Origin of the sequence: Pseudomonas sp. SJZ077, assembly GCF_007993905.1 — a bacterium.
GTDB lineage: Bacteria > Pseudomonadota > Gammaproteobacteria > Pseudomonadales > Pseudomonadaceae > Aquipseudomonas > Aquipseudomonas mandelii.
In genome coordinates this window covers 119708-133853 of sequence record NZ_VIUJ01000003.1, presented here as the reverse complement: position 1 = coordinate 133853, position 14146 = coordinate 119708, and the positions used below count along the sequence as shown (strand labels likewise).

General features: G+C 60.9%; 13 protein-coding genes. 6 read left to right on the top strand and 7 right to left on the bottom strand.

The genetic code is table 11. The features are described from left to right. Nucleotides 1–326 precede the first annotated feature (326 nt). From FBY01_RS07545 to FBY01_RS07520, 6 genes are all read left to right on the top strand, one after another. Entirely contained in the window at nucleotides 327–1358 is a 1032-nt protein-coding gene (locus tag FBY01_RS07545) for an amino acid ABC transporter substrate-binding protein (RefSeq protein WP_010463093.1), read from the top strand. A 65-nt stretch (nucleotides 1359–1423) separates the two neighbouring features. Continuing rightward, a complete protein-coding gene (locus FBY01_RS07540; RefSeq protein WP_145306886.1) occupies nucleotides 1424–2605 on the top strand; it encodes an amino acid ABC transporter permease in 1182 nt (393 codons plus the stop codon). 10 nt (nucleotides 2606–2615) lie between these two features. Then, nucleotides 2616–3713 carry an amino acid ABC transporter permease gene (locus FBY01_RS07535; protein ID WP_083374957.1) on the top strand — a complete coding sequence of 366 codons (1098 nt, stop codon included), beginning with the start codon at nucleotides 2616–2618 and terminating at the stop codon, nucleotides 3711–3713. 10 nt (nucleotides 3714–3723) lie between these two features. After that, nucleotides 3724–4488, top strand: coding sequence for an amino acid ABC transporter ATP-binding protein (locus FBY01_RS07530; protein WP_010463090.1), 765 nt, complete (start codon nucleotides 3724–3726; stop codon nucleotides 4486–4488). 313 nt (nucleotides 4489–4801) lie between these two features. Further along, the gene (locus FBY01_RS07525) at nucleotides 4802–5461 is read left to right on the top strand and encodes a FadR/GntR family transcriptional regulator (protein ID WP_010463089.1); all 660 of its coding nucleotides are present in this window, start codon (nucleotides 4802–4804) and stop codon (nucleotides 5459–5461) included. After that, nucleotides 5451–6758 carry a CynX/NimT family MFS transporter gene (locus FBY01_RS07520; protein ID WP_145306884.1) on the top strand — a complete coding sequence of 436 codons (1308 nt, stop codon included), beginning with the start codon at nucleotides 5451–5453 and terminating at the stop codon, nucleotides 6756–6758. Before FBY01_RS07525 ends, FBY01_RS07520 begins: the two co-directional genes overlap by 11 nt. Nucleotide 6759: 1 nt before the next feature. On the opposite strand, the gene FBY01_RS07515 is transcribed toward FBY01_RS07520, so the two are convergent. The 7 genes from FBY01_RS07515 to FBY01_RS07485 form a co-directional block, all read right to left on the bottom strand. Then, on the bottom strand, nucleotides 6760–7410 hold the full coding sequence (locus FBY01_RS07515) for a DUF1120 domain-containing protein (protein ID WP_010463087.1): 651 nt from the start codon (nucleotides 7408–7410) through the stop codon (nucleotides 6760–6762). 74 nt (nucleotides 7411–7484) lie between these two features. Next, nucleotides 7485–8105, bottom strand: coding sequence for a DUF1120 domain-containing protein (locus tag FBY01_RS07510; protein ID WP_145306883.1), 621 nt, complete (start codon nucleotides 8103–8105; stop codon nucleotides 7485–7487). A gap of 82 nt (nucleotides 8106–8187) precedes the next feature. Beyond that, nucleotides 8188–9330 carry a DUF1120 domain-containing protein gene (locus FBY01_RS07505; RefSeq protein WP_145306881.1) on the bottom strand — a complete coding sequence of 381 codons (1143 nt, stop codon included), beginning with the start codon at nucleotides 9328–9330 and terminating at the stop codon, nucleotides 8188–8190. 10 nt (nucleotides 9331–9340) lie between these two features. Then, a complete protein-coding gene (locus FBY01_RS07500; protein ID WP_145306879.1) occupies nucleotides 9341–11806 on the bottom strand; it encodes a fimbria/pilus outer membrane usher protein in 2466 nt (821 codons plus the stop codon). Between the two features lie 117 nt (nucleotides 11807–11923). Further along, nucleotides 11924–12640, bottom strand: coding sequence for a fimbria/pilus chaperone family protein (locus FBY01_RS07495; protein WP_010463083.1), 717 nt, complete (start codon nucleotides 12638–12640; stop codon nucleotides 11924–11926). Between the two features lie 46 nt (nucleotides 12641–12686). Beyond that, nucleotides 12687–13310 carry a DUF1120 domain-containing protein gene (locus tag FBY01_RS07490; protein WP_010463082.1) on the bottom strand — a complete coding sequence of 208 codons (624 nt, stop codon included), beginning with the start codon at nucleotides 13308–13310 and terminating at the stop codon, nucleotides 12687–12689. A gap of 66 nt (nucleotides 13311–13376) precedes the next feature. Next, nucleotides 13377–14006 carry a DUF1120 domain-containing protein gene (locus FBY01_RS07485; RefSeq protein ID WP_145306876.1) on the bottom strand — a complete coding sequence of 210 codons (630 nt, stop codon included), beginning with the start codon at nucleotides 14004–14006 and terminating at the stop codon, nucleotides 13377–13379. Nucleotides 14007–14146 lie beyond the last annotated feature (140 nt).

Below are 14146 nucleotides of genomic sequence, written 5' to 3'. Positions count from 1 at the left end.
GGCTTTGCTATGTGAAAGCGGTGCAACCAATCTCGCGCCTTGCGGTAACACTATCAGTGTACTGCTGGCAGCGGGATAGCAAAGAATCCGGTGATGGATGTTCGCCAGTGGCCGCTACGGGCTTCGCGAACGTGAAAGGGCTACAGCCCGTTCGGCCGATTGGTGAGAAGTGAGTTGTCCATGATGTGGATTTTCTCTTACTAGACTCATAGCTAAGGTCTTTACGTCGGTTGACCCCAAAAAAAGCCAACACGGGTCGACTACGCCTCATAAGGGTGCGACTGGACTCACGCTCCGACACAACAAGAGCAAAACTGGAGGTTTGAATGAAGATGTTGAAATCCACCCTGGCCATCGTGACTGCAGCTGCAGTGCTCGGTGTCAGCGGGTTCGCTCAGGCGGGTGCAACCCTGGATGCAGTGCAGAAGAAAGGTTTCGTACAGTGCGGTGTCAGTGACGGTCTGCCGGGTTTCTCGGTTCCGGACTCCACTGGCAAGATCATCGGTATCGATGCTGACTTCTGCCGCGCTGTGGCCGCTGCCGTTTTCGGCGATGCGACCAAGGTCAAGTTCAGCCAGTTGAACGCCAAAGAGCGCTTCACCGCGCTGCAGTCCGGCGAAATTGACATTCTGTCGCGCAACACCACCATGACCAGCTCCCGTGACGCGGGCATGGGCCTGAAGTTCCCAGGCTTCATCACCTACTACGACGGCATTGGCTTCCTGGTAAATAGCAAGCTGGGCGTCAAGAGTGCCAAAGAGCTCGACGGTGCGACCATCTGCATCCAGGCCGGTACCACCACTGAGCTGAACGTTTCCGACTACTTCCGCGGCAACGGTCTGAAATACACCCCGATCACCTTCGACACCTCCGATGAAAGCGCCAAGTCGCTGGAATCCGGTCGTTGCGACGTACTGACCTCGGACAAGTCCCAACTGTTCGCTCAGCGCAGCAAGCTGGCTTCGCCGAAGGACTACGTGGTTCTGCCGGAAACCATTTCCAAGGAACCGCTGGGCCCGGTCGTGCGTAACGGCGACGACGAGTGGCTGGCCATTGTTCGCTGGGTAGGCTACGCCATGCTCAACGCTGAAGAGGCTGGTGTCACTTCGAAGAACGTCGAAGCCGAAGCCAAGTCCACCAAGAATCCGGACGTCGCACGTATGCTGGGTACCGACGGTGAATACGGCAAAGACTTGAAAGTGAAGAAGGACTGGGTCGTCCAGATCGTCAAGCAAGTGGGTAACTATGGCGAAGTGTTCGAGAAAAACCTCGGCAAAGGCACTCCGCTGGAAATCGACCGCGGGCTGAACGCCTTGTGGAACGCTGGCGGCATTCAATACGCACCACCAGTGCGCTGATGGTTCTATCACCCGGTGGGCCAACCACCGGGTGATGTTCTGTTCCATTACATCCGGGGCACTTCATGCAAAATTCAATCGGCGCACCAAAGCAGAGGCTCAGCCTCAGCGATCCCAAAGTGCGTGCGTGGCTATTTCAGATCATCACCATTGTGGCGGTGGTCTCCATGGGCTGGTATCTGTTCGATAACACCCAGACCAACTTGCAACACCGGGGCATTACTTCCGGCTTCAGCTTTCTGGAGCGCAGTGCCGGTTTCGGCATCGCTCAAACCCTGATCGACTACACCGAGTCGGACAGCTATGCCCGAGTGTTTGTCATCGGCCTGCTCAATACGCTGCTGGTGACCTTCATCGGGGTCATCCTGGCGACGCTCCTCGGTTTCATCGTCGGCGTTTCACGCCTGTCGAAGAACTGGATCATTGCCAAGCTGGCGACTGTTTATGTGGAAGTCTTCCGCAACATTCCGCCGCTGCTGCAAATCCTGTTCTGGTACTTCGCGGTGTTCCTGACCATGCCAGGGCCACGCAACAGCCATAACTTCGGCGACACCTTCTTCGTCAGCAGCCGCGGCCTGAACATGCCGGCAGCGTTGACGGCGGATGGTTTCTGGCCGTTTGTGGTCAGCATCGTCGTGGCCATTGTCGCCATCGTGCTGATGAGCCGCTGGGCGACCAAACGCTTCGAAGCGACCGGCGTACCGTTCCATAAATTCTGGGTCGGCCTGGCGCTGTTCCTGGTGATCCCGGCGCTGTGCGCATTGATCTTCGGCGCGCCAGTGCACTGGGAAATGCCGAAGCTGCAAGGTTTCAACTTCGTCGATGGCTGGGTGCTGATCCCGGAACTGCTGGCGCTGACCCTGGCCCTGACCGTGTACACCGCGGCGTTCATCGCCGAGATCGTGCGTTCGGGTATCAAGTCGGTCAGCCACGGCCAGACCGAAGCGGCGCACTCGTTGGGCCTGCGCAACGGTCCGACCCTGCGCAAGGTGATCATCCCGCAAGCCATGCGCGTGATCATTCCACCGCTGACCAGCCAATACCTGAACCTGGCGAAGAACTCCTCGCTGGCGGCCGGTATCGGTTATCCGGAAATGGTGTCCTTGTTTGCCGGTACGGTGCTGAACCAGACCGGGCAGGCGATCGAGGTGATTGCCATCACTATGAGCGTGTACCTGGCGATCAGTATCAGCATTTCCCTGCTGATGAACTGGTACAACAAGCGCATTGCGCTGATCGAGCGGTAAGGAAAAGCGCATGAGTACTCATACTTTCAAACCCGACATGCCACCACCGAGCAAAGTCTTCGGGCCGATGGCGTGGATGCGCGCGAACATGTTCTCCAGCTGGCTGAACACCGCGCTGACCCTGTTCGCGTTCTACCTGATTTACCTGGTGGTGCCGCCGATCCTGCATTGGGCGATCCTGGACGCCAACTGGGTCGGCACGTCCCAGGCCGACTGCACCAAGGAAGGCGCCTGCTGGGTGTTCATCCAGCAGCGCTTCGGCCAGTTCATGTACGGCTATTACCCGCCGGTACTGCGTTGGCGCGTAGACCTGACCGTGTGGCTGGCAGTCATCGGCGTGGCACCGTTGTTCATCTCGCGCTTCCCGCGTAAAGCGGTTTACGGCCTGAGCTTCCTGGTGCTGTACCCGATCATTGCCTGGTGCCTGTTGCATGGCGGCGTTTTCGGCCTGACCCAGGTGGCGACCAGCCAATGGGGCGGCCTGATGCTGACCCTGGTGATCGCCACCGTCGGTATTGCCGGTGCGTTGCCGCTGGGGATCGTGCTGGCGCTGGGCCGTCGTTCGAACATGCCGGCGATTCGAGTGGTCTGCGTGACCTTCATCGAATTCTGGCGCGGCGTGCCGTTGATTACGGTGCTGTTCATGTCCTCGGTGATGCTGCCGTTGTTCCTGCCTGAAGGCATGAACTTCGACAAACTGCTGCGGGCGCTGATCGGCGTGATCCTGTTCCAGTCGGCCTATGTTGCCGAAGTGGTGCGTGGCGGTCTGCAAGCGATTCCCAAAGGTCAGTACGAAGCAGCCGCAGCGATGGGCCTAGGTTACTGGCGCAGCATGGGGCTGGTGATTCTGCCGCAAGCCCTGAAGTTGGTGATTCCTGGCATCGTCAACACCTTCATTGCGCTGTTCAAGGACACCAGCCTGGTGATCATCATCGGCCTGTTCGACCTGCTCAACAGCGTCAAACAAGCTGCCGCCGACCCGAAATGGTTGGGCATGGCCACCGAAGGCTATGTGTTCGCGGCCCTGGTGTTCTGGATTTTCTGTTTCGGTATGTCGCGCTATTCCATGCATCTGGAACGCAAGCTCGACACTGGCCACAAGCGTTAGGAGTTCTGTAATGAGCGAAGCAATCAAAAAGCCTGTGAGCCCTGAAGGCATTATTCAGATGCAGGGCGTGAACAAGTGGTACGGCCAGTTCCACGTGCTGAAAGATATCAACCTGAACGTCAAGCAGGGCGAGCGAATCGTCCTGTGCGGCCCGTCGGGTTCCGGCAAGTCGACCACCATCCGCTGCCTCAACCGTCTGGAAGAACACCAGCAGGGGCGCATCGTGGTCGATGGCGTGGAGTTGACCAACGACCTCAAGCAGATCGAAACGGTCCGTCGTGAAGTCGGCATGGTGTTCCAGCACTTCAACCTGTTCCCGCACCTGACCATCCTGCAGAACTGCACGCTGGCACCGATGTGGGTGCGCAAGATGCCCAAGCGCCAGGCCGAAGAAATCGCCATGCATTACCTGGAGCGCGTGCGCATTCCGGAACAGGCGCATAAATTCCCGGGACAACTGTCCGGTGGTCAGCAGCAGCGTGTGGCGATTGCCCGTGCTTTGTGCATGAAACCGAAAATCATGCTGTTCGACGAACCGACTTCGGCACTCGACCCGGAAATGGTGAAAGAGGTGCTCGACACCATGATCGGCCTCGCCGAAGACGGCATGACCATGCTCTGCGTGACCCACGAAATGGGCTTCGCCCGTACCGTGGCCAATCGTGTGATCTTCATGGACAAGGGTGAAATCGTCGAGCAGGCTGCGCCGAACGACTTCTTCGACAACCCGCAGAACGATCGGACGAAGATGTTCCTGAGCCAGATCCTGCATTGATCGGCACTTGGCAGTGAAATAAACCCGGACAGTGTTCCGGGTTTATTTTTGTCTGCGGTTTGCAGTCAGGATGCGAGCGCTGAGGGGGGATGATCGATCGAGGTCCACCAATAGACGTTGCAAGTCTGCACCCTCTTGAAGTATTTGCACGTCGCCCAGTAATTCTGGATGCCGATCAAGCAAAGGGTAATTCTTACTAATCGAAAATCCCGCTTCCTCTCCTGCCCTTTGAACTTGGGCGGTTGCCGTCCTACGCATAGCTGACTAACATGTCAGAAAATTCATCCTATGATTGGATGAAAGGGCGAATCCTATGTCAGACATTTCTCCACTCGTTAAGCGATCCCTGGTCGACCAGGCTCTGGATCAACTGCGCCAACGCATCAACGCTGGTGCCTGGCAGGTCGGCCAGCGTTTACCCACAGAGCCAGAGCTGTCCGCCGAGTTGGGCATCAGCCGCAACACCGTGCGCGAAGCCATGCGTGTATTGGCGTTTTCCGGTTTGATCGAAATCCGTCAGGGCGACGGCAGCTATTTGCGGGCGGTGATCGATCCACTGGACACCATGAAAGCCTTGTCGCGCTGCTCCCATGAACAGGCCCGCGAGACCCGGCACATCCTTGAAGTCGAAGCCATCGGTCTCGCTGCTCTGCGCCGAACGGATGAGGATCTGGTGGCCTTGCGCGAAGCGCTGGGCGTCAGCGGCAGCCACTATCACGGCGATCTCGACAGCTACATTGCCTGCGATCTGGTGTTCCACCGCCGTCTGGTGGACGCCGCGCACAACCCGACCCTCAGCGAGCTGTATCGCTATTTCTCCAGCATCGTCGGCGCGCATTTGCGCCAGACCCTGAACATCACCCCGCGACGCCAAGAGGTGTTCGACCTGCATATCGAACTGCTTGATGCCGTCGAGCAACGCGACCCGGAACGGGCCAAAGCCCTGTCTAGGCAGTTGATCAATGAACCTTGAAACCGAGAACTCCATGTCGAGCCGCAACAGCAACATCACTCAACCCAAGCGCACGGCAGAACTCGAAGAGCTGCTGATCGACGCCGAGGCCGATGACGAAGAGGTCCAGCAGCGTCATCCCGTCCTGCGTCGTCCATGGCTGTTGCTGCTGGGGCTGATCCTGGTGGCGCTGAACCTGCGTCCGGCGTTGTCGAGCATGGCGCCGATGCTCAGCGAAGTGTCGAAGACCCTCGGCCTGTCGGCGGCCCAGGCCGGGTTGCTGACGACGTTGCCGGTGCTCTGTCTCGGCTTGTTTGCTCCGCTAGCGCCCTTGCTGGCGCGACGTTTTGGCGCCGAGCGCGTGGTGTTGGGCATTCTGTTGATGCTGGCCGGCGGAATCATCCTGCGCAGTTCCTTCGGTGAGGTCGGCCTGTTCGCCGGCAGTGTGCTGGGCGGCGCGAGCATCGGTGTGATTGGCGTTTTGTTACCGGGCATCGTCAAGCGCGACTTCCCGAAACAGGCCGGCACCATGACCGGCGTGTACACCATGGCCCTGTGTCTGGGCGCGGCGATGGCGGCAGGGGCGACCGTGCCGCTGAGCGAGCATTTCGATAACAGCTGGGCCTTGGGCCTCGGCTTCTGGGTAGTGCCTGCGCTGGTCGCGGCGGTTTTCTGGTTGCCGCAAGTGGGGCAGAAACACGGCGCACATAACGTCGCGTATCGGGTTCGCGGCCTGTTGCGTGATCCGCTGGCCTGGCAAGTCACGTTGTATATGGGCCTGCAATCATCCCTGGCGTACATCGTCTTTGGCTGGTTGCCCTCGATCCTGATCGGTCGCGGCCTGACCCCGACCCAGGCCGGTCTGGTGCTCTCGGGTTCGGTGATCGTCCAGTTGGCCAGTTCTCTGGCGGCGCCCTGGCTGGCGACGCGCGGCAAGGATCAGCGGCTGGCGATTGTGGTGGTCATGCTGCTGACCCTCGGCGGCCTGTTCGGCTGTCTCTATGCACCGATCGAAGGCCTGTGGGGCTGGGCGATCCTGCTCGGCCTGGGGCAGGGCGGTGCATTCAGTCTCGCGTTGACCCTGATCGTGCTGCGCTCGCGCGATGCCCATGTGGCGGCCAACCTGTCGAGCATGGCCCAGGGCTTCGGTTACACCCTGGCGTCGATGGGGCCGTTCGCGGTCGGGATCGTGCATGACTGGACGGGCGGCTGGACCGCGTTGGGCTGGATCTTTGGCGTGATCGGCCTCGGCGCCATCGTTACCGGCCTCGGCGCCGGGCGTTCGCTGTACGTTCAGGTCGTCAGCGAAAAGGTCTGAACTACAGGTAAACAACGTCCAGGGTCGCCGAGCCGTCGAGTTGCACTTCGGCACTCAGGTCCAGTTCGGAGGTGGGCGCGATGACCGTTTCGACCGTCACCCGGCTGGTCAGGTTGCGGATGGCTATCGGGCCGGCGCTGCTGCCTGCGCTGTCGGTAAAGCCGAGATAGCTTCGGGAGCCCATCGGGATGGGCTGGCTGTTCGACGGGCTCCAGGCTTTGCCCCCCGTGGTCGAGTCGGTTCGATAGACCTGCGTCAGGTCGTCCACCACCGTGCTGGCAGGATCGAAGTTCAGCGAATACAAGCCGATTTTATTGTGGCTGTGGTCGTGGTTCAGGCCGTAGTAAATCTCGCTGTTGACGATGGCCGAGCCGTCGCGGTTGTCGCGCATCAGCAGAGCAAAACGCGTGAGCGCATTGCACTGAATGTTGAGGTCGAGTGTCTGGTCGCGCAGTCGAGTGCGTTTGTCGACGTTCAGGTCTTGCCGGGAGATTTTTCCGTAATCGACGAGGCCGCTGTTGGACAGCATCGGGGTGCAGGCAAGTGGGGTGATGAGGCCTGTGACCCTCAGGTCTGTCGATGAGGTGGCCAAGGTGAGCGGCGACGTCAGGACGAAGATCGCCATCGTCAGCGCGTGTGGAGTCTTTTTCATGGGACAGGTTTCGCTGTGTGTGGTGAGCGGAATCAGTCCTTGCCCGAAGCAGGACCTCGGGCAAGATGCACGGCTTACAGGTACTTCATTTCAAATGTGGCTGAACCGTCGATAGTGACATCGTCGGTTAAGGTGAGGCTATCGGCGCGGGCAATGAAGGTGTAGATCATCAGTTCCATCGTGAGGTCTTTCACGGAGATTGGCGTGAGAGTGCCGACAGCGCTTACCGATGTGAGGTTATCCTTCAGGATCTGATAGATGCGCATCCAACTCGCACCGTTATCAGTTGATCTGATCGAGTGCACAGGTTGTCCGTCCGCAAGCGCGCTTTGGATCGATGGCGTGAAATAACCTATTTTTTCGTTATTGCTGGTCAGGCCCAATCCGAAATACAGGTTGGACGATGATGTTCCGGCTTTGTTATCAATACCGTTAAGTGCAAATGGCGTTGACGCGTCACACGCGACCGTCAGCTGTATCGGATGACTGCCTACTATCGTGTCACTTGTCAGGTTGAGGTCTTTTGCCTGCACCTGGCCGACGTCGACCGTTCCTCCATCGGACAACGAAGGAGTGCAAGCTCTCGGCGTGATGAGACCTGTGACAGTCAGGTCAATGCTCGAAGCCGCCACTGCATAAGGCGCAACGCCGATCAGTGCGGTTGTGGAGAGTGCTGCAAAGTACTTTTTGATCATTATTTGCTCACTTCTAGGGTTGTGTCCTGACTGCCCCGGGCCGCTCAAGTGCGCCCCGAATCCAGCAGGATCGGGCTGGGTGTTACAGGTAAATAATCTCGATCGTCCCCGCGCCATCGAGCTCGATGGCTCGGCTCACATCCAGGCTTTGGGTGGGGGCGATAACGGCGTCGACGGTCACGGTGGTGCTGAGGTTCTGGATCAGCACCGGGCCGGCACTGCTGCCGTCGTTGTCGGTGAACGCCAGGTAACGGCTTTTGCCGATAGCGATCGGGTTGGCGCTGCCGGTGTTCCAGGCTGTGCCGGCGATGCTGGAGTGGGTTTGATAAAGGCGGGCGAAGCCGTCGGCATTGGCGTCGGCCGGGTCGACGCGCAGTGAAAAACGGCCAATCCTGTTGCCGCTGCCGTCCTTGCCCAGGCCGTAGTCGATCTCGCTGTCGAGCATCGCCGAGCCTGAGCGGTTGTCGTGCATGATCAAGGCGAAGGACGTCGGCGCGTCGCAGCCGACCCTCAGCGTCAACGACTTGGGCGGCAGGCGTGTGTCCTGGTCTGCGTGCAGGTCTTTTTTCGACAGGGTGCCGAAGTCGACCACGCCGCCGTTGGACAGCACCGGCTCGCAGGCCGCCGGAGCGAAGCGGGCGCGCAAGGTCGCCTCGCGGGTGCGTCCGGCGGCGACGGCGTCGAACACCCCGAAGGCTTCCCAGGTCACCGCATCACGCACCTGCATGCCTTGCTCTTGAACCCAGGCCGTCAGCTGAAGCTGCGCCGAGAAACTGCGCCCTTGCACCGCCACGCCGGCCTGCACCGGGACGATCCCGTGCTCCGGTCGCCAGATCAGGCTCGACGCCATTTCTGCCGGCGGCTGACCGACCCCGGCAATCAACCCAATCTCGACCGATTGGCCATCGAGCACGGCATCGCGAATACGCATCTGATAGCTGCCGCGTTCGGCAAAGTGAAAGCGTTCGGCGGTCGCGGCCATCGCCCGGTAGAACAGGCTCATGTCGATGGGCTGCGCACAGCTCAAGGTCAGGCTGAGCTGGCGTTCACCGAGGTTGCGCTCCGGTGCGGCATCTGGCCGTATCGCCCGGTTCATCAGCCCGTAATCGAGCACCGGCTGGCTCAGGTTGAACTGGCAGTCGTCCATGGACGCCGAGGCCACTGGCGTGAATCCACTCAGTGCCAGGAGTGCGAGGGTCAATAGCAGAAAGCGCAACAGGTTCATGAAGTCATCCTCAGAGGGCTCGGCACTTGGCGGGGGCGGTTTCGTAGTACGCGTCGGCGTCGGCGTCGGTGGGCAGCTCGAAGCGCAGTTCGCAGCGCTCCAGCTCCGGCGCGCTGATCCACAACGCACGGCGGTCGAGCGCGTTGGGCAAGAACACCAGGCCGCCGTCCTGCACCAGGGTCACGAACTCGCCATCCTCGGTGTTCACGGAGGCACCGCGCGGCAGGGGCGCGCCGTTGGCGGTGGTGGCCTTGAGTAAGGCCCGGCGGGTCATCGTGATGCCGAATTCAACGTTGTCGACGGCGCCGCGCCCGGCCGAAATCACCGCCAGCCCGTTGTGAATGTCGGCGTTGCGCGGCAGGGTTTTGGTGTCGACTTCCACCGGGCTTTTGCCATAAGCCGTCACTTGCGGGATCACCGCCTGACCTTGCCAGTCGGTCCACACCGGACCGCTGGGCGTCGACACTTTGATGGAACCCATGTCACCGACCGACAGCAACGCAAAGGTGTCGCTCACCGGGTACGGCGACAGCGTCACGCCACCGCCATGCAGCACGGCGCCACCGCGAGCGCTGGCCTGATAGCTGGAGCGCTCGGCATCGGCGCGGGTGTAATTGAGATCGAGCTGGGTGTAGCGCGGCAGCAGCGACACGCCGGCCGTGGATTGCACCTGTTTGTCGCGCGTGTCGTGTTCGACGCCAACCCGGTAACCCAGCTGATCGTTGACCCGTTCACTCAAGCCCACGCCGCTGCGGTATTCGCCGGCGGAACGGCGCACCCAGCTGCGTGCCCGGCGGTTCTCGCCCAGGGGAATGCTGAGGTTCAGGTAGATGCTGTCATCGTTGCCGTTCGAACCGCTGAGCTGCCATTCGGCGGTCGCCGAGACGGATACGCCCGCGATGCTGGTGCCCCAGGATGCGAGGGCGCGGCTGCTGCTTTGGCCGTCGAACGAACTGGACCGACTGAAGCCGCTGCTGAAGGCGCCGAGCCATGGATGCGACCATGACAGGGCCGCGCTTTGCTGATCGCGGTAACGTGACTGGCTGTTGTCGGACGTGTTGGCGAACACCGCCTCCTCCAGTTCCCGGTAGCCCAGGGTTCGGTAAGAACTGCCGGCACTGAGCGCCCACTGCTCGTTCAACCGATGCGAGACGCTCAGGTCGGCTTGAAGCCCCTGGCTGGCGTGTCTGCCGCTGGCGTCCGCGCCGGTCAGCGTGGCTTGCACCTGAGTGAACGGCGAGGGCAACAGGCCGACGCTGGCACCCGCCGCGCGATAGTCGACGGCGCCGGTGAGGCCGGCGCTGAGCAATAGTTGCGGGGCGAGCGCACCGCTCCAGCCGCCGCTGATGACCCAGGGATCGCCTCCCTGAGCGTCGCCGACACTGCGCACCTGACCGGCGCCCAGCGAATAACCGGGCGCTGGCAGACTGACCCCCAACATCGCGGCCGGCACGGTAATACGGCGCTCGCTGCCATCGGTCTCCTTGATCGTGACTTCCACGTCGGAACGCGTGTTGAGCCGCCGCACGTTGGTGAGCACGAACGGGCCGGCGGGTACCACCGTGGAATGGATCAGCGAACCGTTTTGCCGGACCTCGACCTGGGCCTGACTGTTGGCGATCCCTTCAATGACCGCGCTTTGCCCTTCGAGCTGCAGGGCTTGTTCATTCAGCACTTGCACGCCGGTGATCTGCGCACCGGCGAGCACCGGGTTGTAGAGGTTGATCTGACCCGCCTGCAACACCGCTTCCTGGCTGGCGAAAGTCCGCTGGGCGTAGGCCGCAATATGAGTCGTTGTGGACACGTCGTCCTGCCAGGTCTGCACCTGGCGGCTGCGCACGATCCAGTCACCGGCATTGAAGCCGAGTTCGGTGTTGGCTGAGGCGTAGCGGCTGGTGCTGTCGCCGGAACGGCTGTGCAAACCGGTGACGTCGTAGTTGATCAAGCCGGCGACACCACCGGTTTGATAGCCGGAAAAATCCCGGGCAGTGGGGCGTATCGCATCGGTGGGCACGATCAGCGACAGGGCCAGGCCAGCGGGGTCCGGTTCGATGACGGTCTGCGGCGCGCGGCCTAGAAAGTCGTGGCATGGGCCATCGTCCAGCGTAAGCGCGGGCACCGTAAGGTTCGCCGCATCGAGCAGCGTGCGATCGAAGCACAACGCCCCTTCGCGATCGAACGTGACGTCGACCCGGCCATGACGCTGGCCGTTGACGGTGAGCGTGACCGGGTGGCGGCCGGCCGTGAACTGCGGCGCCTGCATCAGCAGCGTCGCCAGCGCCGGATCGATGCCGCGCTGCCGTAACGTGTCTTTGTCGAACGACGCTGGCATCGACACCTCACCGTAGGCATCGAGCATCATCAGCGCGTTGCTCAGCAGCACCGCCAAGGTGGTTCGCTGCCATGGATGAGGGCGAGCGCTGTCGCGAATAACGGGCACGGCTTCGCCATCACGGTAATTCGATACTGTGTTCATCAGGATCACTTGGGTTATTGCGGCGTGCGGTTACAGGCACGCCTGTGGCAACGGCCAAGGGGCCGTCGCCTTGAAACATGGGCGCTCATCGTTCCTTGATGACGCCGTCAGGGTGGTTCAGGACTGGATGGGCGCCTCGTAATGCGGCACGGCAAAGCCGTAGACCGTCGCCGGTTGAAAACGCACCTGCGTGGCGGCGCCTTCGGGCACCTTTATGCTGATGTGCTCACCGGGCAGCACGTAGGTTTTCGGCAGCATCGCGTTGCCCGCGGCCGGCAACAATTGCACTTCCTGGCCCAGACGCACCACGTAAGGCGTGTCGTTGCGCACGGTCAGTTGACCGTCTTTCAGCGACCATTGCAGGTCGGTCCACGGCGTGCGATTGGGCGCCAGGCCTTTGGGGTGCAGGATCACCGGCAAGTTCTGGCGCACCGTCACGCCGACTCGGGCCTGACCTGCCTCGGCAGGCGCTTTGCCTTGGGGGATGCCTTCGAAGATCACCCGCTTCAAGCGCTGAGTGAGCAGCGGTTTGTCCGTTTGCAGAATGAACCGCACCAATTGGGTTTTGCCCGCTTCGACGCGCGCCAGGGGGGGCGTCACGAACACCAGCGATTCGCTGTCTTCGGCAATGTCTTCGAGGGTGACGTGCATCAACGCCAGGTTGGCATCGGTGTTGGTCACCGACACGGACGCTTCGCCGTCAGCCTCGTTGACGATGACCACCGAAGTGTTCGGCACCATGCCGTCGGCCTGGGCGTGTGCGGTCAGCAGCAGGGCGAATGCGCCGATGCCCGAATGGAACAGATGACGGGTGACACTGGAAAACATCGTCATGACGTGTCTCGTTGAATGGTTTTAAAAAGGAGCCTGGATTACCGGCCTATCGATAATTCAGCTGCACGGTGACATGCCCGTCGATGGGGATTTCGTCGGTCAGCGTCAGGTCGTTCGCGCGAACGATGGTGGTAAACGCCGTGAGCCGCGCGCGCAAATTCTTGATGGCGATCGGTGTACCCAGGTCATTCAACGCCGCGAACGCGGTCCGGCCGGCGTGTCCCAGGTAGGAAGACACTCGCCAGGAGGCACCGTCGTTCAAGGACATGATGGTTTTCACCGCCGCGCCATCGGCCACCGTATCGAACAGGCCGAACGCAACACTGCCCAGGTTTTGGTCGTCGTTGACGACGCCCAGCCCGTGACTGTTAGGGTGAAAGACGGAAGAGCCTTCGCGATTGTCGATCGTCGTCAGGGTAAACCGCGTGGCGGCATCACAATTCACCTCCAGATACAGCGTGCCGTTTTCCAGGGCCGTGGGCTGGTCAGGTCTCAGATCTTTCACCGTCACTTTGCCGTGGTCGACGATGCCGCCGCCGGACAGGCTGGGCGTGCAGGCGCCGGGTGTAATCAGGCCGGTAACGCTCAGCTCGGTGCTGCTGGCGGCCAGGGCTGCGGGGGCACAGATGAGCAACAGGGGCGCCAATCGAGCGAGGGAGCATCTTTCCATGATGGTTCGTCCTTTGAGTGAGCGGGCATTGCCATGGGCCGGGCGTTGCTCGTTGATGACGGAGGGTTACAGGTACTTGATCTGTAGGGTTGCGGAGCCGTCGAGCGTCACTTCGTCGGTCAGGGTCAGGCCGTTGGTGGGGGCGATGCCGGTACGCACATACAGATCAAGGCTCAACTCCTTCATCGCGATGGGAGCAATGACGGTGCCCAGAGCACCGACACTCCAGATGTTGTCGACCCCCCAGAATGCTGTCGACCCTTCCTTAAGCCAGGTCTTGCCGCCATCAGTGGAGAGAATGGCTTGAGCTTGGGTGGCGTCCGCCATCACATTGCGCGGAGCAACGCGAAAGTGGCCCAGCTTTTCGTGGGTATTGATCAGCCCCAGACCAAAGTAATTGCCCGACGTGCCTGTGCCTGCACGGTTATCAATCGGGCTGATCGCAAACGGCGTAGCCGCATCGCAGTTCACTGTCATTTGCATGATTATTTCAGGCAAGTAAGTGTGCTTGTCGGGATTGAGGTCTTGTACGGAAAACTTGCCGTGATCGGCAATACCGCCGCCGGCCAGTGCTGGTGTGCATGCATTTGGCGTGATCAGACCCTTCACGGTCAGGTCCGTGCTGGAGGCGGCAATAACGGACGATGCGCCAGTCAGCAGCAAAGTAGCCGTCAGGAGGGTTATGTATTTGTTCATGCGTCGACGCTTCCTTGATGAAAGATGATTGAGGAGTTTGCCCGGAGCGGGCAGGGCGCAATCTATCGGTCGAGGTCGCCGGACGAAATGCAACTAATACGAAAAAGGCGGGGCGAGTGTATGAAAAGTCAGGGCGGGCT